This is a genomic window from Azospirillum sp. 11R-A (genome assembly GCF_049472615.1).
Taxonomy (GTDB): Bacteria; Pseudomonadota; Alphaproteobacteria; order Azospirillales; family Azospirillaceae; genus Azospirillum; species Azospirillum palustre.
Window position 1 is genome coordinate 20,552 of sequence record NZ_JBCEBL010000034.1, and the last position, 22,024, is coordinate 42,575.

The following is a 22,024-nucleotide window of genomic DNA, read 5'->3' on the forward strand; positions in this document are numbered from 1 at the left end:
CGTTACGCGCCGGCGGCGGCCGGCTCGGGCTGGTCCGGGGTGGGCATGAAGTTGACCTCGGGCAGGGTCAGCCCGCGCGCCTTCAACGCCTCCTGCTCCAGCGCGATCTGGTCCAGCAGGTCGTCGAGATCACGGCCCTGGTCCAGCGCCTCGTCACGCAGGGTGGAGATGCCCAGCCGCACCCGCATCGCCGCGGCGGTGATTTCCTTCACCGGGTCCACCCAGCCACGGGCCGGACCGCGCCACACCCCGCGCAGCCACGCCTGCCGCCGCGCCCGGCTTTCCGAGAAGCCCGGCAGGTCGAGGTAGCCGCGCCACACCGCTTCCTCCAGCACCAGGTCGAGCGTCGGCCGGCACCAGGTCAGGGTCTTGTGCATGCGCAGGAACAGCACGAAGCGCCAACCCTCCAGCAGCGACGCGCGGGCGCTGGAGTAGTTGGTCTTGGAGAAGTCGCGCATGAACGTCTCATAGGTCATGCCGATGCCGGTGGCGATCAGCCGGCTGACCGTGGTGACGAACCCGTCCATGCCGGCGCTGGGGCGGTTGGACGAGTAGCCCTTCAGCGTCTCGCCGGGCAGCAGGCGCGGGATGGCGCCGCCCGGACCGATGCCGAGCTGGACCGACGGCTGGGCGTTGCGCATGTCCATGTAGCTGTTGGCGTCCCCGAACAGGTCCAGCAGCGTCTGCCCGTCGGCCGGGCTTTCCAGCACCGCGGCGATCACCGCATTGACCACCGCCGCCTGCAGCTCGGCCCGCTGGAACCGGGCGCGTTGCTTCAACTCGGTCATCACCGGCGCGAAGACCGACACGCCGCGGTGCTGGCCCGGCCGCTTCTGGTCGAAGGAGTGGATCACCACCCGCCGCCCGCCCGGCCCGCGCAACGGCACCCGCTGCCACTCGGCCGCCGCCATCGCCCACGGCATGAACAGGTCGCCCGGGTGGGTGCTGCGGACATGGTAGGCGACGGGTGCCCCGTACTCGTCGATCTCGACACCGTCGCGCAGGCGCGGATCGCCGATGCGGTCCTGCGGGTTGGACAGGCGGTCGGCCTCCACCGTCTGCATGACGGTGGCGAAGCGGCTGCCCAGCCGGCGCTGCCGCTCCGGCAGCCACAGCGCCAGTTGCAGGCTTTCGCCGACGACGAGGTCGGACTGCACCGACTGGCGCAGCATCGCGCCGAAGGGCAGCTGGCCGGTGACGTCGCAGGCGTCGCGGTCCTCGCTCCACTCGTGCCAGATGGACTCGATGCGCCGGGCGGCCTCCTGCGCCTCGTCACGGCCGATGCCCAGCGCGCGATAGTCCGGCATCGACTGGAAATCCAGCCCGAAGCCGATGGCGCTGTCCTTCAGCGACTGGACGGCACCGGAGACCAGCGCGTCGTTGCGCTCCAGGTCGCGGGCACGGGCGACGATGGTCTGGCGGTCGCCGTCGAGGTCGGCATCGGGGGAGCCTGCCGCCGGCGTCCAGTCGCGCAGCTCGGGCGCGTTGCTCGATCCGGCGAGAAAGGCGCCCATCGCCGCCTGCGCCCGGGCCCGCCGGATCTCGACCTGGGATATCGGCCGGCCGTGTTGGTCGAGGATGACGGGAGCGGTGGCCATCAGCCGACGATCCGGACATAGGGCGACACCGCCGGACCGCGCCGGCCCTTGGCCGCAGCGATCTGGCGTTCCAGCGAGGCGATGTAACCGGCCAGCTGGGCGGCGTTGGCCGGCGCGTATTCGACCACGCGGTCGCCGAAGCGCACGCTGACCGTCTGCCGGCCGAGCCGCAGGGCATGGTGCGCGGCCCGCGCGTCGGCGAGCCACGCCTCCAGGGTGGTGACGTCGGTCATAGGTAGAGTTCCCCTTTGTCGGTCGAGGACGGCGGCGCCGGTTGGACGGCTACGGCCGGCTGGCTCAGCCGGCGCGCCCGGGCCACCGCCGCGGCGATCGCGTCGGCCGGCGTCGGTTCCGTGTCGGTATCACTGGAGGCTTCAGCGGGCGCTGCATCGACTTCGGCCTCGCCCAGCTTCACGTATTTGCCGGACAGCGCCTGCAGGCCGCACACTGCGGCGTAGGCGTAGACGAAGCACACCCCGGCCTCGTGGGCTTCCGACGGCTTCACCCACACCGTGTATTGCTGGCCGCGCGGAACGATCAGCTTCTCCCGGGTGAGCTGGGCGAAGAACTCGTCGTCCAGTTCGCGGGCGCCATCGATGGCGGCTTGCGGGAAATGCACATGGCGCGGCCCGATCTTGTCCACAGCCAGGCTGCCATAGGCCCAGTCGCGCGCGGCGTTGCCGCCGATCATGTACCAGACATGGCCTAGCTTGCTGGACGGCTTGCGCGGCCACACCTTGGCCCGCTGGCCACGGCTTTCCGAGCGGCCCTTGATCGCCCACACCCGCCGGGAGCGGCGCTTGTTGGCGAAGGCATAGACCTCCTGCGTGTGGTGGCCGCCGCTGTCGATGCAGGTGGCCCGCACGTCCAGCGTGGTGCCGTCCGGCTTGCGGAAGCGGCGCAGCAGCACGCCTTCGTCCAGCGCTGCCCACACCTCGCCCTTGGCCGGGTCGCCGGCCAAGACGAAATGACCGATCAGCCAGACCTCCAGCCCGCGGCCCCAGCCATAGACGGAGGCCTCCAGGCGCGGGTTGACCTTGCCGGATTGGACGTCCACCCCGACGGTGATGAACTCCACCCCCGCCGGCACTTCGGCCGGGTACGGCTCCATGCGGTCGATGAAGCTGCTGCTCTTGACCTCCTGCCCGTAGATCGCCCGGTAGGGGCGGCCCAGCCGCAGGTTCATGAAAGGCTGCACCAAGCTGGCCGGATCGGCCTGCGCCTCCAGCCATTCCTGGACGATCACCGTCCAGGCGGCGTTGGGATTGAGCGACATGCCCGTCCACAGGTGCATGCCGACATGGCCGGGCACCTTCGCCCTGGCGGTCGGGCGCCATTCGCCGTTGGCGTCCATCCAGGCCTTGTGGCGCTCTTCGACGATGCAGCCGCAGGTGCCGACGTACCACACCTTGTCCAGGGTGCCCTCGGCGTCCAGGCTCCATTTCAGCCCGTGCGGCACGTCCGGCCCGCCCCAGTCCAGATACTGCCAGCCATCGAGCTGGCCGGCGGCATCCGAGCATTGCGGGCACGGCACGAAGTAGCGCCGCTGGTCCGACGCCAGCCACAGCTTCCACACCCGGCTCGTCTCGTACAGCAGCGGAGTGGAACCGCGCACCTGCTTGCGGTTCCAGAAGGTTTCGCCGCGCGTCCAGAACAGCTTCAGCTTGTCGCCCTGGGTCTTGGCCCCGGGCGTCCAGCCGTCGCCGTCGATTTCGTCGGCGAACAGGAAGCGGGCCGAGTAGCGGCGGAAGGCATCGTCCGACGCGGCCCCAACCACGCGGACGCTGGCGCCGTTGCTCAGCTGGTAGAAGGTGGCGTTGTCCTGCTTCTCCCCCTTGCGCGTCGGCCGCATCAGTGGCTTCAGCACCGGCGTATCGCGCAGCATCGGGGCGATTTCCCCGCTGCCGAAGTCTTCCGCATCTGGAATATATCTGTTCTATATCAAAGCTTTAATGATCTATGTCGCGCTCTTGTCGCGGCCGGAACCATCCGTGCTATTCCGCAGGTCGCGCCTGATCCTTGCGATTACGCTCGCCGATGCGCTCCATTGAGGTCGGTTGGGGAGCGACGCGCGCTCGATCCAATAACACATCTGCAATGCGGTCCATCGCTTCTTGCCTCTGCCCGTCATTTGCCAACGCATGAGCATAGGTGTTCAAGGTGATGTCCGAACGACTGTGCCCGACATGTCGAGACACTTCCGTTACCGGAATGCCCTGGTTGAGCATAAACGACACCGTAAAGTGACGAAGTGCATGAAAATGGAGTTGGTCCCCATCGGTTGAATACAGCCCTGCCCGCTTTAACAGAGGATGCCAAAAGTGTGTATGGAAATTTCCAGAATTGATAGGACATCCAGTGCTCGTACGGAACACAAGATCTCTTTCATTGATCAATTGGTGCTTCTCAATCCACTCTTTCAATAGGGCGACGATATGGGCCGGTATTGGAACGTTCCTAACTCCAGCCTCCGTCTTTGGCTCCTTCAATTCGTCCCAACTTGTGAGAGAATGGCGGACCATTATTATTCTATTGTCCAGATCAATATTATCCTTAGTCAGCCCAGCAATCTCACCATATCGCAGCCCACAGAAAGCGGCCAGATGGACAAAGCACCTGAGAAGCATATGGCCGCGAATAACATAGTTTCTCGGCCTCTCATCGACAACCTTCAATATAGAAAGTATTTCTTCGATAGCCGGTATCCGAATTTTCTTCTTTTTTGAAGATGCAAAATCCAGTCGATAATCTCTTACTATTCTCTTCTTAGTGTATCCTCGCCGGATCGCATAATCCTCAATCATTTTCAGGGTGGTAAGATATCCCTCTGCTGTCGCAGGAGATACTTTAGAAAACCCCCTTTGAAGAGCTTCCAGATCAGACCATGACAGCGAGTTAAATCTACGGCTCCCAATTGCGGGAATAATGTACCTATCGACAGCCAGCCTATACTTGTAAAATGTTGACGTCCCAATAGAACCTGCCTTATAGCGTTCCTCTGCGCTTTTTATGAATTGATCGCAGACTCGGGCGACAGTTGCGGACGATCCATCTGCCGTGTGCTCACCTTTTTCTATTTCCGTTTCGACCTTTAGCCGATATGCATCTGCCTCTTTTTTCCGGTCGAACGTCTTCAACCGGCGCTTCCCAGACTGGTCTGTATAGTTTACAACCCAAGCGGTTTTTACTTCGCCGTTGTATTGCCACTCACGTTTCCGTACAGATGCCATGTGAACTTCTCCATGCTTCTGCATAGAAGCGCCACCGCTCCACCCCAAAAGAGTGGGTGATAGCGCTGTATCTATGACAGGATTTTTTTACGAGCAATTACCATTGTTGTGGCTCTTGAGGCGCTCGTGGATCAATTTCATCAAGCGTTCCTTGTCAGGCCCGGACGCATTACCTGCTTGATCCATTAGCTCCAGAAGGCTGTCCCTGTCCTTCGGGTCCATGGTGCGAAACACCGCCGCAAGAAGCCCGACGGCTTTGTCCAGTAGGGCGGAACGGCGCTCATCCATCGGAGCCATCCGCGACGTGCGCGGCAATCACCCGCATTACGTCGCGGATCATCGCCTCGGTGTCTCCGTCCGTCCGATGTCCACAGGCGAACAGACCCAGCCTTGGGCAAACCAGCCGTCGCAGCTTCACCAGGGCACCCACATGCCCCGATGCTGGCGTCCAGGCGATCAACCGCTCCAGCGCGTCGACCCGTCTGTGATGCATTGACGGTTCGTCCACCTCGAAGCGCCGGCTCAACAACTCTGCCAACTCGGCTTCCCATGCGAGAAAGCGGACATCGTCCCCGGCGGCGTTCAGCGGCAGAGAAGATGCACCAGTGGCGACGCCGGCTTGAAGGTCGGCCAGAACCGACAGGACAATGTCGTCGGTGAAGCCGGCCCCATCCTCGTCCAGGCCATCGAGGTTGTCCCGCCAGACCAGAAGCTTGCACACCACACCGGGCACAGTCAGGGGATGAGTGCGCAGGATCTCCGCTTCGATGGCGCTACGGCGATCCCACAGTGCTTCTGCCTGCGCCACCAGCTCGGGAATGCCGGCAACGTTTCGGAGTTGTCGCTGTTCACGCACTCGGGCAATCCAGGCGCGGACACGTGCCCGATGCTCCACCGCACACTGCATGCGGGCTGCATTGTCTCCGATTGGACAATGCCACAGCCGCTCCCGGTGAAGCCTCACCAGTTCTGCCAAGCCGGGCTGCGTCCATGCTTCCGGCAGACGATGCTCCGCGATCATGGCATCAGTCCAGACCGGCCACCCAGCCTCCCGCGCCCATCCGGGCAGCCGCGCTTTTGCTGCCTCAACAAGGGTCCAAGCCGCCTCGACGTCGGCTTCCAACGCCATGTAGCGGGACCAGAGATCGACCACTGGATCCCGCACCGGAGCGCCCTTCGCCATGCCGATCGGCGGCATGATCCTGGCGTCGGGAACCGCGGTAAACGCTACACCCCCGGCAAGCACAGCGCGCCGCGTCGGCGCCGGCCGCGCTGGAGTGATCGACAGGGCGGCGTCACCCATGGGCCACCTCCTGAGTATCGCGGACCGTGCCAAGCGCCTCATACGAGGGCTGGAATTCGGCTACGCAGCCCAACACCAGATTGGCTTTGCTCATGTCGGGCTCACTCGGCAGCAGTTGCGGATAAACGCTGGCCCCAAGGGCTGGCCGCGACCAAGGCGGCAGGCGCATCGCATCCAGGCTCGCCCGGCTGCGGTCCCCACGACGAAAGCCAGGGCTTTTCCGGCCCCACAGCCAAGCGGCAGCGCCATTGCGCATCCGCATCCGACACCCGATCAGGAGCGGAACGCAGACGCCCTTTTCGTCCGTCCTCACGGGTTCTTGGCCGACGTTCCAAGACGTTCCTGTCGCTACCCATCGAAGCCGAGTTAGCGAGGTCAATTCCGGCGGCGCCGTCTTGGGGGAAGGAGGGGGGAGACTGTTCTGTCTTGTCCTGTAGCGATTTTTCCGCTGGAAATCCCTCGGACGCCTCTTCGACATTTCCGCGAGTGCGCTTGCGCTCACGATCCTTGGTTCGGCGGGCGTTCATCCGCTCGAATTCACCCCATGCCTCCAAAGCCTGTGCCGCCAGGAATGGGTGATACAGGCGACCATCGCTGCACTTGGTAAAGCCGTGCAGAGCGGTCATCTTGACGCGACGCCATGTTTCCAGATCTCGCCCCAAGCCGGCCATATGGCACAGCATCGCATCATCATCAGGAAGGCTCGAGGCGGGCACCTGATGCCATGCCTTCATGTAGAGGGTGATACCGCAGCGCCATCCCGTATCATCGGCCGTCATGTTAAATGTGCTGTTCAGCAAGGCGGTGACGTCAAGTTTCATCCACCAGAGACGACGAAGGTCCAGTGTAGGCGGGACTGGCGGCAGGAAGTCGCTGGCTCTAGGCAAAGCTGTGGTATTCTCGGAATCAGCCATGATCCGAAACTCCAGTTCGGTTTTTGGTAAGGCTAGGCATGGGAAGCTTTCACCTTCCCTGCCCGGCTGCTTGTCACAATGCATACGCTATGTCACAATACATGACATTGCAATTAGGAAATGTCATGTCAGAGGACATTCATCCCGGACAGCTTAGAGCAGCACGTGCCTTGATCGGTTGGACTCGTGAAGCTCTAGCCGAAGCGGCAGGCACAACGACGAGAACGCTTGCTCGTCTGGAGGGGGGAGAAACAGAAGCCAGAAGCTCAACAGCCCGAGCAATTCGCAGAGCTTTAGAAGCCGCAGGCGTTATTTTTATTGACGAGAATGGCGAAGGTCCTGGCGTCAGATTAAAAAAAGCCGACGGGAAACAAGATAGCCAGCTTTGAGGCGCCTAAACATAGGCTCAATGACTTTACGGTTCCGATAGAGGCAATAAGAAATCCAGTTTCCAGCAACTGTTGGCAGATGGCGAGATGTTAGGGTTCGGCCCCATAAAGGGACTATTCCGGATGGAACGGTTGTGATGCAACGGCCTGGGAATGAGCTTTATGATGAGCGATGGTCAGTCCTGGCTGACGGTGGAGCAGCTTGGGTGGCCTGAGCCGTATCTTCCGAGCGGCACCCGTGTAAGTCGCGCGTGGATAAGCGACATGTGATTAGCGGGATCTTCTCAATGTCCGGAAATCGGGTTGTGCGATGTGTGGATGCTCCGCTGGTCCACGGCCCTCGAAGACGCTCTACAACCGCTTAGTCCGTTGGAAGGCCAAGGGCGTCTGGGAAGACACCTTCCTTGCCTTGGCCACAGCGGGTGGACCACCGGCTCAGGTGATGATCGACACCACGGCAGTGCGCGCCCAGCGTTCGGCGGGCGGCAGCAAAGGGGAGAGCATGCCCAGGCCATCGGACCGTCCCGAGGTGGGAGAATCACGAAAATCAACGCCCTGAACGATCTATGCAGTCGACAGCTCGCCTTCCTGCTGACCGGCGGTGAGGTTGCCGACTCCACCGCCGCCGACCGTTTGCCCGACCGGATACCTTCCAGCAACCTCCTGCACGGTGACAAGGGCTACGACAGCGCCGCTGTTCGCCGAAGGATCAAGGCCCAACATCCCGCCACGGGCCAACAAGCGCTGAAAAAACTGCCTCTCTCCCTACCTCTACCGGAACCTTAACGTCATCGAGCGCATGTTCGGACATCTCAAGGAATTCCGTTGCATCGCCTCCCGCTATAACCGCTCCGCCACCAACCTCATGGCAACTGCCCACATCGCGGCAAATACCGCTTGCCATCTAAAATAAATGCCAAAATAAATAAGATCTATATCACTCATTTTGAATCCAACCACGGTAGTCTGGGTCTCTATAAATTCTCTGATTTAATCCTTCTATATCCGCCACTATATCAGATATTTCATTTTTTGCCTCAGTTATTCTTTGTTCTGTTAAAACAGCTATGATATTTTCAAAGTTATTTCTGCCCTTTTCATTACTATACTCTAGCCACCCATTCATCTGGGCAATAAGACCTATAAGTTCATCCCTTTTCCTCACCTTTTCCTCAAGAATTCTCTTTAACCTATTAAACGTATCCTTCTTTTTCCTTATGTCGCTTACGAAATCGCCGCCTTCAGAGATTGCGCCAAAAAGAGTTTCCGTAGATATCTCACCCCACCCAACATTTTTGCTCTTGTCGCTGACAACCGCTTCGTCTGCCTTCGACGGAACAGTCGATCTGACATTCTCTATTGTTTCATCACTTACAGATACGTTTAGATAATCCCGCGCTCTTTCTAGGAAGGCATGCCGAGTATAAATATAAAAAGTCGCGCCGACCTTCTGCCTAAACTCCCTAACCAGTTCCAATCTTGCGCCAATCCTCTCGCCCTTCACCTTCCTCCACCAATCTTCCTTAACATCATCAGTTACAAATATAACGCTTCTGTAATTTTGTTTTGCGTGGTCAATAATCTGCCTCCAGATTATATAGTCACCAAGCCTCTTATCGAGAGACTCTCCTTCCTTTTCTTTGTAATCTATATATCCAGGAGGCTCTTTTCTACTTAATCTTTCCTGTCCTTCTTTAATTAACTCCTCCATTACCTCACTATCATAAGGCGTCCCAGTCCTTTTATCAAGAATTCCAACAATATTAATTAGTATTCCTAAATAATCTTCGCTGCTAGGAGCCGCATTTTCTTTAACATCCACTTCTTTGAGCATTGAGTTAAAGCTATCATTTATAAATTCAAGAGCTTCTAAGCCACTCATAACTGGATGATGTTTAAAATCTGATATATATTTTTCAAGAGACTCTAAACTAGCCTTCCTACCAGCTTCAATAGAATTGCGAAGAGGAGAATATATTTTCTTATTTCCTATTATTACACTAGATCTGTTCCTATGAAATTCACTTGCAACTTGATGAGGCACCCAAACTCTAGACGATATACTATTTATTATCTTCATGAGCTCATCAGATGTAGATTTCTTATCTCTGAAAAGAGATAAAAGCGCATTAGTGTCGAACACAAAAGTGGCAGACCCCCACAGCTCCTTAAATTCTGTCTCAGTCAAATCGAAATATTCTTCAAAGCCCGCTCTCATGATGTTCTCCACATTGCAAAAATTCGTTCTTATATACAGACTTCCCACAAGTCATTGAGACATTCGATGTGGATTTTCTACATATTTACTGGAGAAATTCATCCTTCAATTACACCATCTCAAACCGTCCATCAGACAGGCACAGAGAAAGTCTGTGTAGGAACATTACAATAAGTAGCATCTCGCTACAACAATGTGCGCGTCTTCCCGCGAACCGGTCAACCCAACCGAAGTTTGGAAATAAACAAAAAGCGTGTCTAGAAATTTTCTCAGCGGGTGTGAGGGTGCGGCCCGAATTACCCTCGCTGGGGGGTGCCCCCGGAAGGACCCGCGGCGGTCGGCTGGCCGGTCACTGCCGGACGGCGAAGCGGGCGTTGACCGTCCGCACCGCCTCCTCCAGCCGCCGGCCGATGTTGGCCCGCACCGCCCACTCGACGCTGTCGTGGAAGCGGAAGCGCGGGCGGTAGCTCTGGCGCCCGGACGAAGATCACCATCGGCCGGGCGTCGGCGCCGTCGCGCTGGTAGATGCCCGGCGGCAGCCTGCCGATATTACCCGGCAGAGCGACGACATAGCCGTTGCGTCGCCGCTTCTTCCTGCTGCGGGCGCTGTCGCTCTGGTTGGCGGTGTTGGCGGTATATCCCAACTCCCCGAAGGCCCAGGTCTGCGACGGGATGCACACCACCTCCGGCCGCCGCATGATGCTGTAGGTCTCAAGGCGGGCCTCTTCGCCCGGAACGGCGAACATCCAGGGCCGGTGGCTCGCGGTTCGCGCTCCACCCGTTTGTCCCGGCGCGGTGCGGCCCTGGAAGGGCCCGTCGACCGTCTGTATTGGCGTCGACCAGTCCTCCCACGCCCAGCGGAGGCAATCAGGAAGCTCGCACAGCTATCGCCTTCCCGACCTGATCACGCCTTCCTGTCCAGGCGGTTGAGCGGATGGAGGGTCTGGTTCAGGCTGGCAAGCACGGCATGGGCTGCTTGCTGATCTTCCGACAGAGCCGGCCCCTCGTAGGTAGCGCCGATCTTGGGGATATGGAAAGCATCCATCGCGGCGATCATTTCCGGATTGCCCCGTATCGGCTTCGGTATCCCCACCAAAGCAGCGATGATCTTGGCAGGCGGCAGGTTCGATGTTGCGAGCATGGTGCAGGCCGCGTCAGGTCGATCCTGTGCTTCTGGTGATGCGAAGACGGTCCGCCAGCGGTCCCTCTCGGCTTTGTTTTCGTCCGATGATCCCACTCGGGTGCCGCCATCGACCGCACCACGGTTCCCGCCGCTTGTGCGCCCCATGGAGCGTTGGACATAATCGGCAAAGCTGAACCGCCCGGCAGGCTTGCCGGGCGGGCTCAGCGCCCGTTTGGGAGCTTCCTTGGCGCCGGCCCCGCGAGAGGCGAAAGGGTTCAGATGCGCAAGCATGTGTCGGAACATGGCAAGCCTCAGCTTTCGATAATGTCGAGAACGGCACGGGGATCCGCATCGACTCGGCGCATGATCTCAAACCCGGCGGCGCCGGCATGCTCGATCAGCTTCTCTTCGTCGCGCTCCAGTTTCAGCAGAGACGCCTCCAGCGTTGCCAGCTTGGCTTCGCGTGCAGCGTGCGGCAATCCGGCCGGCTTGTCCGCAAGGTATTCAGTGATGGACTCCGCCAAGCGGTCCCGCATGGTCAGGGCAACAGCCCAAAGCAAAGTCCGTTCGGGATAGTGGCTCAGCAGCAGATCATCGATCCCGACCTTGGCTGTTGGGGATACGAGCGCGTGAACGTTCGCGGCATAACTGTCAAAGCCGGCCAGGACACCGTCCAGTTTCGCGAGAGCCTCCTCCTTAGGAAGCGGTGCACGGCTGATGGTTTCAATCTCATGCTTGGTCGTGGTGATGCGGCGGCGAAGCGCAGCGATCTCCGTCTCGATTGCCTTGCGCGCATCGGCGATGCTGGCAAGCGCGGTGGAAAGCGTCATGATGGCCGTTCCCTTCAATCGCGCGGCAGCGCGCCGGTTTTCTGGATGTGAGTTTTGAGGCGGGCAACCAGCTGTTTGAGGCGATCCGCCTGTTGGCGAGCGGTTCCAACCTGCTCCGCAACCGCGTTTTCCTCTTGAAGGAGCTTCACAGCCTTCTTCCCGAGCTCTGCCAACAAGGCTTTATCCCGGCTACGGTAGGAGCATGCACTGGCTTCACCGAGTTCTTTGTCTGCATCCATGCGACGGAGTGCGATGGCGCGGTATTTCTCGGACAGACCGTTTGCGACGCCCGTGTGGCTTGCGAGTCGCTCCTCAATGTGGCGCAATTTTGTGCTATCGTAAGTTCTCACTTTAGAACCTCCTTGCATTAGGAAAGTAAAAATGGAAAAACTAAGATTTTTGCTAAGTCTTACACAAAAAATTGACAAGCCATATGTTCGAGAAGGAGTTGAATACCTTTACGATCACGTTAAGGTCGTAATTAGAGTGTGCATGGTCTCGTCAGGAGCATTATCTATCGCCTGCATCTCTGGATGGTATTCATCCACAGAAGTTCCTATTCGTGTTTCATCATATATTTTGTTTACTTGGTTCGCGCTATCTTCTCTTTTGTTTTTTGCTGTTACTGTTATCATCGAGAAAGAGTTAAAGCCAACATTTGGGACAATAATATTTAGAGGAATTATTGCGTTTGCATTATCGTTATGGACAGTAAGCACATTAATTCAGATCACTATTGGCGCCGCATCTGTGATGAAAATGGCGACAATTCAGCCGTTTAAGAAAGAAATGAAAGCATCAGATTACGATGACGCTTTGAGGAAATCTGCTAGCGATGTAGGACTTCCTTTTAGCGCCATGATCCCCTTCAATGACAACCATCCCATGTTCATTGATCGGAAGTACCTTATCGACTACAAAGATGTTGATAGCCGCTGCGAAGCACCCGGTCGTGCAATATCCATTGGAAAGACACATAATTCTGTGAATGGGATGATAATCCCTGTAGAAGGTAGCAAAATTGCGCTCATTGAAGATGCATCTTCCTCAGTGAGATACTTTGATATTTTTGGAATTCTTATTGACAGTTTCAATGATACTCAAATTAACGCTGCGGCCATCAATTTGATGCAGGTAGCGAAACGCGTATCAAAGGAAAACAAATTGAGTGGGTTTTGCTTTCAGCCTTCAGATAGTGTTGATAAGTGGGTATGCGCAATCAATAATGACACAAACGACCAACAAAACGACGTAGCGACCATTCTGCTTGAGAATGGACGCGCAAAGATCGACCCCCAGGTATTATCTGGCAGTGATTTCGAAAGAACATACATCGAAGCCCAGGCCTCCGCCCTATCGAAGGGGTGTGGAATGTGGTCAAAATCCGGTTCCTAAGTATTATGTGCATGATAATTATAGTTTTCGTGCTCACGATCTAGCTCAATCCTCTGAAACCAGCCGGGCAATGTCTCCAGCGAGGTCCGATCTATTGTCGTCATATACGACAAGAACGTTGAAATCCTTGTGACGACTGAACTTCCGCACAGCGCGGATATTTCCGTTGGTCCGGTCGAGCGCGTCCGTGATGGCTGAATGCCGAAGCCCATGCGGACGCGCCTTGATCCCTGCCTTCTTTCCCAGGCCACGCACGAGCCGATAGACGGCCGAGTCCGTCAGCCGGCCGCTTCCCTTGCGGGCGCGGTCCTGGTTGGTGAACAGCGGGCCGGCGACACTGCCGCGCGCAGCGATCCATGCCTCGACCGCTGCGCGGGCAGCCGGCGGAAGGGTGACGAGTTGCCGCTCTGTCCGCCCCTTGCCGAGAATGGCGACGGTGCCTCGACGCGGGTCGTAGTGCGCCAGGTCAAGCCCGACCACTTCCCCTCTCCGCAGCGCCACGTCATGCAGCAGCCGCAGCACCGCGACGTCGCGCAACGCTTTCGAACCGCCCGGCTGCGCGGCGAGCTCGAAGAGCGTGCGCACGCCGTCACGGCCAGGACCGCGTGTGTCTCGATAGGCCGCGCTGGGGACGTTCTCCACCTCCAGCCTCCACGACACCAGCCCCAGCGTGTTCCCCAGCTTCACCAGCGACCGTAGAGCCGCGAGGCGGCGGTTGACGGTGGCCGGCTGGAGTCCCCGCTCGATCATCGCGGCCTTGTAGGCGAGCGCCCAGGCGTTCGCCTGCCCATGGGAAACCGCCAGGATGGCCCGCGCGGCGGCGTCCATGTTGGCGGCGCCGGCGAACGTGCGCCAGTCCTCCAGATCCCGGCGGTAGGCCGCGACCGTGCGGGCGTTCCGGCCGGCGAAGAACGCGTCGAGGAGGTGCGCCTGTAGATCGCTCAGGGCCAGTGCCACGGGCGGCGCCGGGATGACAACAGCAGAGCCGGTCATGCTGCCCTCCGACCACGCGGACCGCTGTTCTTCACCTTGACCGGGCCGGCGGCACGGACCGTTCTTTCCCGATCCGCGATCCAGGCGTTGAGCGTGCTTCGCCGCGCGCACAGCACGCCGCCCAGATCGAATATCGGCAGCCCGCCCTTTTCTTTGAGGTGGTGCGCCTGTCGCGGTCGGATGTTGAGGTGCCGGGCGATGGCCGGCATTCCATAGAGCAGGTCCGAGTCTACCCCGCACACCCCTGCCATTGTCGCACTGGCATCCTCGGGAGGGGTCTCAAGCCGATGGCTTTCCATGCACTTTGCTCCTTGCTCTTGTTGCATCCATGTCGCGGCTTTGTCGCACGGAGAAGCCGTGCAACTGCGGAAATCAGGGAAAATCAAAGCCTTATGAGAAGGTGCCGCTCAAACAGAAACCCCCGACCACAGAGAGGGGCCGGGGGATAAGAGGTTGATATAGAACAGAGATTTCAGATTTCTTTCAGAGGACGAGTCCCCCGCATCCGGGATCGTCGGCTGCGCGATGGCGCACAGCGTCGGGTCCTGGTGGAGGTGGTAGCCCACCGCCAGCGTGGCGCAGCGCGTGTAGCCGACACGCGCCGCCTTCAGCACGGTCAGCAGCGGCACCGCCGGATCGCACATGGCATCCACCAGACCGCGCTGGTAGCCGTAGAGCGTCACTTTGCCGTGCTCTGCCCCGGTGCCCTTCGGGATCCAGCCGAAGCGCTCGGCCCACACCGAGCCGCTCATGCGCTCCTGGAATTTCAGGCTGCCCTCGAACAGGGCCAGCAGCGCCCGGCGCAGCTCGCCCCGCCCGGTCCGGTAATCGCCGTGACGGTGGGCGCTGACCCGCGCCGCCGCCTCAAGCCCCCGGCTCATCGCCCCAGCTCTTGACCAGCTCGTCGCGGGCAGCGTCGAAGGCCCGATTGATTTCCGTCTCCGCCATCGCCTGGATTTCCGGCGCCCCGGTCATCGCCGCGGCGCGGCCGGCGATCTTGGCCACCGCGTTGGACAGGCCGGTGCGCAGGGAGATGCAGAAGCCGGCGACGTCGGCCGCGGCCTCATGGCGGTTCACCACCTCGTTCAGCGCCTCGTCGGCCTTGATCTCGGCCACCACCGCATCGGCCACCGCCTTGCGGCGCTTGGCCTCGTCGGCGGTGATGACGCCGATCTCGCCCTCGTAGCCGGCGGCAACGTCGGCCACGGCGCGGTCCACCAGCCAGCGATGAACGTCGGCGGTCGCGAAGGCCCATTCCCGGCCCTTGGCCCCCTTCTCCGCGAAGGGGCAGCCGTCGCGCACCCACGCGTCGACGGTGGGCAGGCTGACGCCGAACAGGTCGGCCAGCTCCGCCCGGTTCACCCGTTGGCCCGGTTTGGACATAAACAAAAACCTCGATCCGAAAATTTCTCAGAGGGTGGACCGGTGCGGCCCGAATTACCCTCGTGGGTGGTACCCCCCGGAAGGACCCGTCACCGTTGGGCGGCGAAGCGGGCGTTGACCGTCCGCACCGCCTCCTCCAGCCGCCGGCCGATGTTGGCCCGCACCGCCCGCTCGACGATGTCGTGGAAGCGGAAGCGCGGGCGGTAGCTGGGCGCCCGGACGAAGATCACCACCGGCCGGGCGTCGGCGCCGTCGCGCTGGTAGATGCCCGGCGGCAGCCCGCCGGCGTTGCCCGGCAATGCTGCGAAGTAGCCGTTGCGCCGCCGCTTCTTCCTGCTGCGGGCACTGTCGCTCCGGTTGGCCGTGTAGCCCTGTTCCCCGAAGGCCCGGGTCTGCGACAGGATGCGCACCACCTCCGACCGCCGCATGTTGCCGTAGGCGTCCAGCCGGGCCTCCTCGCCCGGAACGGCGAACATGCCGGCCGGCAGCAGGCCGGCGGCGCGCAGCTGCCGCTCCATCCGCTTGTCCCGGCGCGGCCCGCCCTCGACGTTGGGCAGCAGGTAACGCGCCGCCGGCGTGCCCTTGCCGGCATCGTCCTTGAAGCCCACCCAGGCCACCGGGTCCGCCTTGGTGGCGGGCCGGACGAAGGTGGACTTGATCGTGTAGGGCGTCGGCCGGTCGAAGGTTTCCGGCAGCGCCCGCTGCACCGCCAGCTTGGCGTCCTGCGCCGTCCTGGTCAGCGCCATCGGCAGCGCGTAGCGGGTGAGCTGGTCGCCGTACTGGCGCAGCGCCGCCTTTACCCGGTCGGCAGAGCCCCGGATCCGTGCGTCGGCCATGGTGTTCCTGCCCTCGGTCTTGGGGCAAAGTGTTCACGCGTGAACACTTTGGAGTGGCTGAAACCGCCCTACGGCTTGGGGGTGCGATCCCCGTCAAAGTGTTCACGCGTGAACACTTTGGATGGCCGGCGGAGGCGGTCCCGGACGTCGAGTGCCAGCAGCACCAGGCGCCCGGCCACCAGCGCCACCGTGCCCCAGAAGGCCAGTTCCTGCGCCGGCCCATGCAGGGCGTCGAGCCACCAGCCCATGGTGCCGCCGATGGTGACGATGACGCCGTCGGTGGCGGTGCGGGCGGTGAGGCCGTGCATCACGTCCTCCAGATGCATGGTCATGCCGCCAGCTCCTCGGTGAGGTTGGCCAGCCGCTGCCAGCCGGCTTCGAAATAGCGCCGGTCGCGCTCGATGCCGATGAAGCGCCGGCCCGTGGTCAGGGCGGCATGGCCGGCCGACGCGCTGCCGAAGAACGGGTCGAGCACCGTCTCGCCCGGCGGGCAGACGGTGCCGATCAGCTCGGCCAGCAGCCCGACCGGCTTCTCCGTCGGGTGGGCGCCGAACCGCACCGGCGCATGGCGCAGCACGTTCGCGACGTTCCGGCGCAGCGGCTCGCTGCCTTTGCCCTTTGTGAAGTGGTGGATCAGCTCATGCTGGTGACGGAAGTGCGTCCCCATGCCGAAATAGGTCTTGTCCCACACCAGCAGCCCCACCCGCTTCAGGTCGGCGCTTTCCATGGCGTCGGCGGCATGGCCGGACAGGAACAGCGCGGCTTGGCCGCCGTCGATGGCATCGGCCAGATGGTCGCCCATGCGCCAGTCGATGAAGGCCAGCACATGGCCACCCGGCTTCAGCACCCGCTGCCACTCCATGGCGCAGCTGCGCAGCAGGTGGAGGAATCCGCGCGTGCTCAGGCTGTCCGATCCGAACCACCGGTCACCACCGCCCTTGGTCGACCGCGTCATGGTCTTGCCGTAGGCGGTGCGGCCGGCTTCACGGGTGGCGCCGCTGGAATAGGGAACGTCGGTTAGCACCAGGCCGACCGAGCTGTCGGGAAGCTCCCGCATCCGCTCGATGCAGTCGCCCAGCATCAGCGTCGCGGCGCCGATCGTCACGGATTGGGAGGTCATTGCGAAACCCTTGGATTTCAACCGTTTTTCAGGGGTCAGCTTGCGATAATGCCGATTTTCGCAAGCTCGATTTCAGGGCGTTCCGACCATGAGCGGCTTGACGAAGAAAGCGTCCTCGCCCCCCTCGATGGACACGCCGTCGATGGTCACCGCCACCTTCGGCTCCGCCAGCAGTGCCGCCCGGTCGACCTCGCTCTTGGTGCGGATGAAGCGCCGCAGCTTGCGATCCTCCTCCAGCCGCGTCAGCAGCGCGTCGACATCGGCCACCACCAGCTTGGCCGCCGTCTTCTTCACACCGATCATGCCGGTGGACAGCGCCACCGACTTCTTGGCCCCGGTCAGCAGGCTGGCCCGGTTGGCGTCGAAGTAGCCGCGCAGCAGCTCCGTGTCGGCGACGATGGCCGCGCGCAGCGGCGCCGCCGCCGTCTCATAGGCGAGGTTGGCCTGTGCGACAGCCACGTCCAGCGAGGCTTTCAGCCGGCCCAGTTGCACCTGCGCAGTGCCGATCCGGCCGACAACGGCCGCGGCCTGGTCCTGGGTGCGCACCCTGCGCACCGGAGCGGCGACAGTCTCGCCCATGTCAATCCTCCGCAATGAGCGCCGCCATCTGGCCAGCCAGATCGGCGCGGTTGTCGTCGTAGATTTGCAGGGTCTGGACGTTGCGGTGCCGGCTGAAGCGCTGCACCGCTCGGATGTTGCCGTTGCTGGCGTCCAGCGCCGCGGTGATGGCCGAGTGCCGCAGCCCGTGCGGCCGGGTGGCGATGCCCACCCCGGCGCCCAGCTCGCGCACCACGTCATAGACGGCGGTGCCGGTCAGGCGCCCTGTGCCTCGGCCAGCGGCATCGAGGCGATGGAACAGTGGCCCGGGGTCCTTCCCCCGCACCGCGATCCACGCCTCGAGCGCCGCCCTGGTGGCGGCCGGCAGGGTGACCCGCTCGCGCTGGGTCCGCCCCTTGCCCAGCACCGCGACGGTGCCGCGCCGGCTCTCGTAATGCTCCAGGTCCAGCGACACCACCTCGCCGCGGCGCAGGGCCACGTCGTGCAGCAGCCGGACGATGGCGGTGTCGCGCAGGCCCTTGGCGTCGGTGCGCTCCTTGGCCTGCGCCACCATCGCCCGCACGCCGTCCCGCCCCGGCCCCCGCGTGTCGCGGTAGGGGGCAGAGTCGACGTTCTCCGCGTCCAGCGTCCAGCTGACCAGGCCCAGCGTGTTGCCCAGCTTCACCACCGACCGCAGCGCCGCCAGCCGGCGGTTGACGGTCGCGGGCTGAAGCTGCCGCCGCACCATGTCGGTGCGGTAGCCCAGCGCCAGGGCGTTGGCCTGTCCGTGCTCCACCGCCAGCAGCATCCGCACCGCCTGCTCGGCGGTGGCGGCGAAGGCGGCGAGCCCATCCTGCCGGGCCACGAAGGTCCGGAAGTCCTCATGGTCCCGCCGGTAGGCCCGCACCGTGTTGGCCGAGCGCCCGGCATAGAAGGCGTCCAGGAGGTGCTCCTGGATGCGGTCCAGCCGCAGCGCCGGGACATGGCGGGCGTCGCTGACGTCCTGTCCGGCCGGATCGCCCGGAAGGACGGGAAGGCTCATCCGTCGATGGCGTCGCGCAGCTCGGCCACGGTCATGTCCTCCGGCAGTTCGCGCAGCATCGCCGCGACCTGCTGGCCGAAGAACGCGACCGCGCCATCCGACGGGCATACCGCCACCGGGTCGCTGTAACGGGTGAGGCCGGCGCCGGCGGCGACCGCCTCGCGGATCAGCTCGTCCATCCTGCTGTCCTGTCAGGAAAGCCGCGCGACTGCCCGCGCATCGGCCAGCCGGCCGGCGGCATGATCGCGCAGCATGTCGAAGAGAGGCGCGCACTCCTCCACCAGATCGATCAGCCAGGGCGCCCGGATCCAGCCCTGCGCGGTCCGGATCTCGATGGCCTCGATGTCGGCGCGGAAGGGTCCGCCCTGGTAGGTGATGCGCACGGCGAAATGACGATCCACCGGGCCGAGCTGAAGGCACAGCACGCCGTCCCATTCGGTCCGCATGGCCAGCCCCCGGACAGCAGAAGGCCCGCCGCGGCAACTGCCGGGCGGGCCTTCGGTCACACGCAATTCGTCCCGCTCACCCTGTCAAGGAATTGACCTTTCGTCAAGGACTATATTCCCATGGCGTCGCCGGGGCGGTGAAACCGGTGAGCACATGATCGCGCAAACCCCAGCCGCCGACACGCTCCAGCAGTTCCGTCATGCCGGCGTGCCAGCCGGCATAGTCGGTGTTGGCCTCGACGATCTCGGCATCGCTGTGGGCCGGCTCCAGCGGGCACCACTTCACCTGCACCTGCCGGCGCCCATCGCCGAAGGTGCGGAAGTGGAAGCCGCGCTCTTCCTCGACGATCCGGCGCTGCCCGCGGGCGTCGAAGAGCGACTGTCCGCGAAGCACATAGCGCTTGGCCAGTTCCGAGCGGGTCGGCACGAACTCCCACCGCTCGGCTGTGACATGCCGGTAGCGGCCGCGCGCCTCGCTCGGCCGCTTCACCCCCACCATGGGCGGCACCAGCGGCAGCCAGTCCGGCCGGGTGCCCGATCGCCCATGGAAGCGGACGAGGCGCCGCTGCCACGGGTCCAGCCACCCCACGGCGTTGGCCATCGCCTCGGCATCGGGATGGACCGTCACGGCGATGCCGCGCACCGGTCCGCCGCCGTCCACCCGGTCGCCGGTCTCATGGCGGCGCAGCAACTCGGCCACGCCGTCGCCGCTCACCCCTTGCGGTTCCCATCCGTGATCGTTCGCCGCGGCCTCGATGTCGAACAGGCCGGACTGGACGCGATCGGCCTGCTGATCGCGCAACGCCCAGGTCACCAGGGCTTCAAGGTCGAGGCGCCGGCGGGTGTCGCAGTGGGCAAAGGCGATGGCCATGGTCCGGCCCTCACGCCGCCGCCTGGGACAGTCCCGGCCCCAGCAGCCGGGCCACCCCGGCCACCAGCGTGTCCAGAGCCTCCATCGGAATCAGGCCGGGGTCGATCCGCCCGCAATCCTGCAGATAGCGCGCCTTGGCGAACAGATCGTCGGCGGAGATCACCTCGCCAGCCGCCAGAGCGTGCTCCAAGCTGCCCCGCAGCCGGTCGGCCGCCTCGCACTCCGCGCAGCCGGCCAAATGTTGGTAGGCGAGGAACAACGGCATCAGCGGCGCGGGTTTGGACATGGGCAACCTCCAGGCAAACCCCCGGCATGACGGCATCGCACCGGGGGGTGTTAGGATTGTTTGCCCAAAAGGATTACCAATTCCTTTCCACAAACTACTTGCCAAGCGGTTTATTTCACAACCCAAGCTTAATCAAAGCTAAAACAAAGTCTCTCAAAATAAAATTTCAAATCATATCGAGAAAATCAGTTTTTTATCGAATATATCTAACGCGCTCCCACTCACGTTTTAAAATCGCATGCGAAAGCTTAAACACAAAAGAAATTACTATGTCAGAATTATTTCTTACAATTATCCTTCTTCTAATGGCAGATTTATTATCATTAGTTTTGTAGGTTTCTATAATAAGTTTTAGAACTGTGCATTCTTTAATAGCGTAATAATCTTTTCTGCTAGAACTCCATTCATCAAATTTGCTGGCTAATCGATACGCCGTGTACTGGTCATTAAAAATTGTTGTTTCGGGGTACCCGCATGCACGAATTAGAAGCATAAGAAGCCGATGATCTTTTTCTGCTGGATTGAGGTGCAGTTCTAAATGTGTGCGTGCTTTGTTAAAATATTCAAATTTATTACTGGAACGACCATGCATGGAAACGTCATAGATGTGTGCCAACACATTTGATGTGAGTTTTCGTACCTTTGTTACCCATGCTTGGCGGCTGTCCGCACGAACCTTGGCTTGAAGTTGTTGGTAAGTAAACACGATGCTTATAGCAGCCGCGATTAACGCGAGGAATGCCGTCAGATTGCCAGAAAGGCTTGCAAGCTTATTAAATTGCTCATCTGGCTCAAAGATGGTCGGAAGGCGAGGATACAAGATGTAATCAATAGCAATTCCAAATATAGTTCCAACGGCTAGTAACAAGAAAAAAGAACCAGTTGATGCAACAGAAAAATCAATTCTAACCTCATTTTTATCAACAGGATAAAGACCGCCTTCCTCCAATTCCATCGGATCGCATGAATCATTACACAACATATCAAGTATGCCATCCCAATCCGGCGCTTTAGAACTATCTAAAGCACCCATATTCCACCAACGACGCCGAATACTCTGTTTTATGGGTTCTCTAAGGGCATGCGCTGTCCACAACATACCGCCTACGACGATGAAAAAGGCAAATAGCCGGGGTATCGTTGCATAAGCCCATTCTATTTTTTCTAAAATTCCGTTTTCTAATATATGTTCATATAGTGATAGTGCAGCAGTTACCAATGCAGTTCCTACGATTACAAGTGCAATTCTTAATTGTATATGGAAAATTTTTGCTACCGATGGCAAAAAGAATAAGACCGAGAACGTCAAAGTTAGCCAAAAAGAAAAATGCATTGGCGCATAGCTAATTAAGCCAAAATCATCCAGCATGATGAATGATACCGGCATAAGCAATAATATAAAAATAAACGCAAATAATAAAATAAATATATCTGAAAATCTATTGCGTTTATTTATGGCCTTATCCATATATTTGTATTTTGTTATATAGTCATGATAATTCATTTTAAC

At 60.6% G+C, this 22,024-nt stretch carries 28 protein-coding genes and 1 pseudogene; 4 read left to right on the top strand and 25 right to left on the bottom strand.

All coding sequences use genetic code 11. The features are described from left to right. Positions 1–2 precede the first annotated feature (2 nt). The 7 genes from VH569_RS30515 to VH569_RS30545 form a co-directional block, all read right to left on the bottom strand. Positions 3–1,598 carry a phage portal protein gene (locus VH569_RS30515; protein WP_423320480.1) on the bottom strand — a complete coding sequence of 532 codons (1,596 nt, stop codon included), beginning with the start codon at positions 1,596–1,598 and terminating at the stop codon, positions 3–5. Next, positions 1,598–1,831 carry a phage head-tail joining protein gene (locus VH569_RS30520; RefSeq protein ID WP_423320482.1) on the bottom strand — a complete coding sequence of 78 codons (234 nt, stop codon included), beginning with the start codon at positions 1,829–1,831 and terminating at the stop codon, positions 1,598–1,600. The genes VH569_RS30515 and VH569_RS30520 overlap by 1 nt, the downstream gene beginning before the upstream one ends. Then, positions 1,828–3,525 (bottom strand): terminase gpA endonuclease subunit, encoded by a 1,698-nt coding sequence (locus VH569_RS30525; protein WP_423320587.1) that lies wholly within the window; start codon positions 3,523–3,525, stop codon positions 1,828–1,830. The genes VH569_RS30520 and VH569_RS30525 overlap by 4 nt, the downstream gene beginning before the upstream one ends. A 67-nt stretch (positions 3,526–3,592) precedes the next feature. After that, on the bottom strand, positions 3,593–4,828 hold the full coding sequence (locus VH569_RS30530; protein ID WP_423320483.1) for a tyrosine-type recombinase/integrase: 1,236 nt from the start codon (positions 4,826–4,828) through the stop codon (positions 3,593–3,595). A gap of 87 nt (positions 4,829–4,915) precedes the next feature. Next, positions 4,916–5,116 (bottom strand): hypothetical protein, encoded by a 201-nt coding sequence (locus tag VH569_RS30535; protein ID WP_423320485.1) that lies wholly within the window; start codon positions 5,114–5,116, stop codon positions 4,916–4,918. After that, entirely contained in the window at positions 5,109–6,131 is a 1,023-nt protein-coding gene (locus tag VH569_RS30540) for a hypothetical protein (RefSeq protein WP_423320487.1), read from the bottom strand. Before VH569_RS30540 ends, VH569_RS30535 begins: the two co-directional genes overlap by 8 nt. Positions 6,132–6,232: 101 nt before the next feature. Further along, a complete protein-coding gene (locus VH569_RS30545) occupies positions 6,233–7,045 on the bottom strand; it encodes a DUF1376 domain-containing protein (protein WP_423320489.1) in 813 nt (270 codons plus the stop codon). 125 nt (positions 7,046–7,170) lie between these two features. Here VH569_RS30545 and VH569_RS30550 point away from each other — a divergent pair, with 125 nt between their 5' ends. Together VH569_RS30550 and VH569_RS30555 are read left to right on the top strand one after the other, a co-directional pair. Continuing rightward, entirely contained in the window at positions 7,171–7,434 is a 264-nt protein-coding gene (locus VH569_RS30550; RefSeq protein ID WP_423320491.1) for a helix-turn-helix domain-containing protein, read from the top strand. Positions 7,435–7,599: 165 nt separating this feature from the next. Further along, positions 7,600–8,347, top strand: a pseudogene (locus VH569_RS30555) (IS5 family transposase). 24 nt (positions 8,348–8,371) lie between these two features. Here VH569_RS30555 and VH569_RS30560 read toward each other — a convergent pair. Then, complete coding sequence (locus VH569_RS30560) at positions 8,372–9,652, bottom strand: PIN domain-containing protein (RefSeq protein ID WP_423320493.1); 1,281 nt, start codon at positions 9,650–9,652, stop codon at positions 8,372–8,374. A gap of 576 nt (positions 9,653–10,228) precedes the next feature. Here VH569_RS30560 and VH569_RS30565 point away from each other — a divergent pair. Beyond that, positions 10,229–10,360, top strand: coding sequence for a hypothetical protein (locus tag VH569_RS30565; protein ID WP_423320495.1), 132 nt, complete (start codon positions 10,229–10,231; stop codon positions 10,358–10,360). A 196-nt stretch (positions 10,361–10,556) separates the two neighbouring features. Here VH569_RS30565 and VH569_RS30570 read toward each other — a convergent pair whose 3' ends face one another. From VH569_RS30570 to VH569_RS30580, 3 genes are read right to left on the bottom strand one after another with little or no spacing between them, the layout of a single operon-like run. Then, entirely contained in the window at positions 10,557–11,066 is a 510-nt protein-coding gene (locus VH569_RS30570; protein ID WP_423320497.1) for a hypothetical protein, read from the bottom strand. A gap of 20 nt (positions 11,067–11,086) precedes the next feature. Then, positions 11,087–11,605 (bottom strand): hypothetical protein, encoded by a 519-nt coding sequence (locus tag VH569_RS30575; RefSeq protein WP_423320499.1) that lies wholly within the window; start codon positions 11,603–11,605, stop codon positions 11,087–11,089. A gap of 14 nt (positions 11,606–11,619) precedes the next feature. After that, positions 11,620–11,955, bottom strand: coding sequence for a hypothetical protein (locus tag VH569_RS30580; RefSeq protein WP_423320501.1), 336 nt, complete (start codon positions 11,953–11,955; stop codon positions 11,620–11,622). A 31-nt stretch (positions 11,956–11,986) separates the two neighbouring features. Here VH569_RS30580 and VH569_RS30585 point away from each other — a divergent pair, with 31 nt between their 5' ends. Beyond that, complete coding sequence (locus tag VH569_RS30585; protein ID WP_423320503.1) at positions 11,987–13,000, top strand: hypothetical protein; 1,014 nt, start codon at positions 11,987–11,989, stop codon at positions 12,998–13,000. Between the two features lie 45 nt (positions 13,001–13,045). Here VH569_RS30585 and VH569_RS30590 read toward each other — a convergent pair whose 3' ends face one another. The 14 genes from VH569_RS30590 to VH569_RS30655 all read right to left on the bottom strand — a co-directional run bounded on the left by VH569_RS30590 (position 13,046) and on the right by VH569_RS30655 (position 22,018). Further along, positions 13,046–13,993 (bottom strand): tyrosine-type recombinase/integrase, encoded by a 948-nt coding sequence (locus VH569_RS30590; RefSeq protein ID WP_423320505.1) that lies wholly within the window; start codon positions 13,991–13,993, stop codon positions 13,046–13,048. Continuing rightward, positions 13,990–14,292: a hypothetical protein gene (locus VH569_RS30595; RefSeq protein ID WP_423320507.1), complete on the bottom strand. Its 303-nt coding sequence runs from the start codon at positions 14,290–14,292 to the stop codon at positions 13,990–13,992. Before VH569_RS30595 ends, VH569_RS30590 begins: the two co-directional genes overlap by 4 nt. 108 nt (positions 14,293–14,400) lie before the next feature. After that, a complete protein-coding gene (locus VH569_RS30600; RefSeq protein ID WP_423320509.1) occupies positions 14,401–14,874 on the bottom strand; it encodes a phage terminase large subunit family protein in 474 nt (157 codons plus the stop codon). Further along, positions 14,858–15,376: a terminase small subunit gene (locus VH569_RS30605; RefSeq protein ID WP_423320511.1), complete on the bottom strand. Its 519-nt coding sequence runs from the start codon at positions 15,374–15,376 to the stop codon at positions 14,858–14,860. The genes VH569_RS30600 and VH569_RS30605 overlap by 17 nt, the downstream gene beginning before the upstream one ends. 89 nt (positions 15,377–15,465) lie before the next feature. Then, positions 15,466–16,212: a hypothetical protein gene (locus VH569_RS30610; protein ID WP_423320513.1), complete on the bottom strand. Its 747-nt coding sequence runs from the start codon at positions 16,210–16,212 to the stop codon at positions 15,466–15,468. Between the two features lie 68 nt (positions 16,213–16,280). After that, the gene (locus tag VH569_RS30615) at positions 16,281–16,544 is read right to left on the bottom strand and encodes a hypothetical protein (RefSeq protein ID WP_423320515.1); all 264 of its coding nucleotides are present in this window, start codon (positions 16,542–16,544) and stop codon (positions 16,281–16,283) included. Continuing rightward, positions 16,541–17,332: a DNA-methyltransferase gene (locus tag VH569_RS30620; RefSeq protein WP_423320517.1), complete on the bottom strand. Its 792-nt coding sequence runs from the start codon at positions 17,330–17,332 to the stop codon at positions 16,541–16,543. Before VH569_RS30620 ends, VH569_RS30615 begins: the two co-directional genes overlap by 4 nt. Positions 17,333–17,404: 72 nt before the next feature. Then, positions 17,405–17,911 carry a host-nuclease inhibitor Gam family protein gene (locus VH569_RS30625; protein WP_423320519.1) on the bottom strand — a complete coding sequence of 169 codons (507 nt, stop codon included), beginning with the start codon at positions 17,909–17,911 and terminating at the stop codon, positions 17,405–17,407. 1 nt (position 17,912) lies between these two features. After that, entirely contained in the window at positions 17,913–18,911 is a 999-nt protein-coding gene (locus VH569_RS30630) for a tyrosine-type recombinase/integrase (protein WP_423320520.1), read from the bottom strand. Next, complete coding sequence (locus tag VH569_RS30635) at positions 18,908–19,090, bottom strand: hypothetical protein (protein ID WP_042703165.1); 183 nt, start codon at positions 19,088–19,090, stop codon at positions 18,908–18,910. Before VH569_RS30635 ends, VH569_RS30630 begins: the two co-directional genes overlap by 4 nt. Positions 19,091–19,102: 12 nt before the next feature. After that, entirely contained in the window at positions 19,103–19,357 is a 255-nt protein-coding gene (locus VH569_RS30640) for a hypothetical protein (protein ID WP_423320523.1), read from the bottom strand. Positions 19,358–19,460: 103 nt separating this feature from the next. Beyond that, positions 19,461–20,228 (bottom strand): hypothetical protein, encoded by a 768-nt coding sequence (locus VH569_RS30645; protein WP_423320525.1) that lies wholly within the window; start codon positions 20,226–20,228, stop codon positions 19,461–19,463. Between the two features lie 10 nt (positions 20,229–20,238). After that, a complete protein-coding gene (locus tag VH569_RS30650) occupies positions 20,239–20,514 on the bottom strand; it encodes a hypothetical protein (RefSeq protein ID WP_423320526.1) in 276 nt (91 codons plus the stop codon). Between the two features lie 193 nt (positions 20,515–20,707). After that, the gene (locus VH569_RS30655; RefSeq protein ID WP_423320528.1) at positions 20,708–22,018 is read right to left on the bottom strand and encodes a hypothetical protein; all 1,311 of its coding nucleotides are present in this window, start codon (positions 22,016–22,018) and stop codon (positions 20,708–20,710) included. Positions 22,019–22,024 lie beyond the last annotated feature (6 nt).

Excerpts from the sequence above, each read along its gene's own strand:
- VH569_RS30515 (WP_423320480.1), bottom strand. The coding sequence starts at position 1,598 with ATGGCCACCGCTCCCGTCATCCTCGACCAACACGGCCGGCCGATATCC.
- VH569_RS30520 (WP_423320482.1), bottom strand. The coding sequence starts at position 1,831 with ATGACCGACGTCACCACCCTGGAGGCGTGGCTCGCCGACGCGCGGGCC.
- VH569_RS30530 (WP_423320483.1), bottom strand. The coding sequence starts at position 4,828 with ATGGCATCTGTACGGAAACGTGAGTGGCAATACAACGGCGAAGTAAAA.
- VH569_RS30535 (WP_423320485.1), bottom strand. The coding sequence starts at position 5,116 with ATGGATGAGCGCCGTTCCGCCCTACTGGACAAAGCCGTCGGGCTTCTT.
- VH569_RS30540 (WP_423320487.1), bottom strand. The coding sequence starts at position 6,131 with ATGGGTGACGCCGCCCTGTCGATCACTCCAGCGCGGCCGGCGCCGACG.
- VH569_RS30545 (WP_423320489.1), bottom strand. The coding sequence starts at position 7,045 with ATGGCTGATTCCGAGAATACCACAGCTTTGCCTAGAGCCAGCGACTTC.
- VH569_RS30550 (WP_423320491.1), top strand. The coding sequence starts at position 7,171 with ATGTCAGAGGACATTCATCCCGGACAGCTTAGAGCAGCACGTGCCTTG.
- VH569_RS30560 (WP_423320493.1), bottom strand. The coding sequence starts at position 9,652 with ATGAGAGCGGGCTTTGAAGAATATTTCGATTTGACTGAGACAGAATTT.
- VH569_RS30570 (WP_423320497.1), bottom strand. The coding sequence starts at position 11,066 with ATGCTTGCGCATCTGAACCCTTTCGCCTCTCGCGGGGCCGGCGCCAAG.
- VH569_RS30575 (WP_423320499.1), bottom strand. The coding sequence starts at position 11,605 with ATGACGCTTTCCACCGCGCTTGCCAGCATCGCCGATGCGCGCAAGGCA.
- VH569_RS30585 (WP_423320503.1), top strand. The coding sequence starts at position 11,987 with ATGGAAAAACTAAGATTTTTGCTAAGTCTTACACAAAAAATTGACAAG.
- VH569_RS30590 (WP_423320505.1), bottom strand. The coding sequence starts at position 13,993 with ATGACCGGCTCTGCTGTTGTCATCCCGGCGCCGCCCGTGGCACTGGCC.
- VH569_RS30595 (WP_423320507.1), bottom strand. The coding sequence starts at position 14,292 with ATGGAAAGCCATCGGCTTGAGACCCCTCCCGAGGATGCCAGTGCGACA.
- VH569_RS30600 (WP_423320509.1), bottom strand. The coding sequence starts at position 14,874 with ATGAGCCGGGGGCTTGAGGCGGCGGCGCGGGTCAGCGCCCACCGTCAC.
- VH569_RS30605 (WP_423320511.1), bottom strand. The coding sequence starts at position 15,376 with ATGTCCAAACCGGGCCAACGGGTGAACCGGGCGGAGCTGGCCGACCTG.
- VH569_RS30610 (WP_423320513.1), bottom strand. The coding sequence starts at position 16,212 with ATGGCCGACGCACGGATCCGGGGCTCTGCCGACCGGGTAAAGGCGGCG.
- VH569_RS30615 (WP_423320515.1), bottom strand. The coding sequence starts at position 16,544 with ATGACCATGCATCTGGAGGACGTGATGCACGGCCTCACCGCCCGCACC.
- VH569_RS30620 (WP_423320517.1), bottom strand. The coding sequence starts at position 17,332 with ATGACCTCCCAATCCGTGACGATCGGCGCCGCGACGCTGATGCTGGGC.
- VH569_RS30625 (WP_423320519.1), bottom strand. The coding sequence starts at position 17,911 with ATGGGCGAGACTGTCGCCGCTCCGGTGCGCAGGGTGCGCACCCAGGAC.
- VH569_RS30630 (WP_423320520.1), bottom strand. The coding sequence starts at position 18,911 with ATGAGCCTTCCCGTCCTTCCGGGCGATCCGGCCGGACAGGACGTCAGC.
- VH569_RS30635 (WP_042703165.1), bottom strand. The coding sequence starts at position 19,090 with ATGGACGAGCTGATCCGCGAGGCGGTCGCCGCCGGCGCCGGCCTCACC.
- VH569_RS30640 (WP_423320523.1), bottom strand. The coding sequence starts at position 19,357 with ATGCGGACCGAATGGGACGGCGTGCTGTGCCTTCAGCTCGGCCCGGTG.
- VH569_RS30645 (WP_423320525.1), bottom strand. The coding sequence starts at position 20,228 with ATGGCCATCGCCTTTGCCCACTGCGACACCCGCCGGCGCCTCGACCTT.
- VH569_RS30650 (WP_423320526.1), bottom strand. The coding sequence starts at position 20,514 with ATGTCCAAACCCGCGCCGCTGATGCCGTTGTTCCTCGCCTACCAACAT.
- VH569_RS30655 (WP_423320528.1), bottom strand. The coding sequence starts at position 22,018 with ATGAATTATCATGACTATATAACAAAATACAAATATATGGATAAGGCC.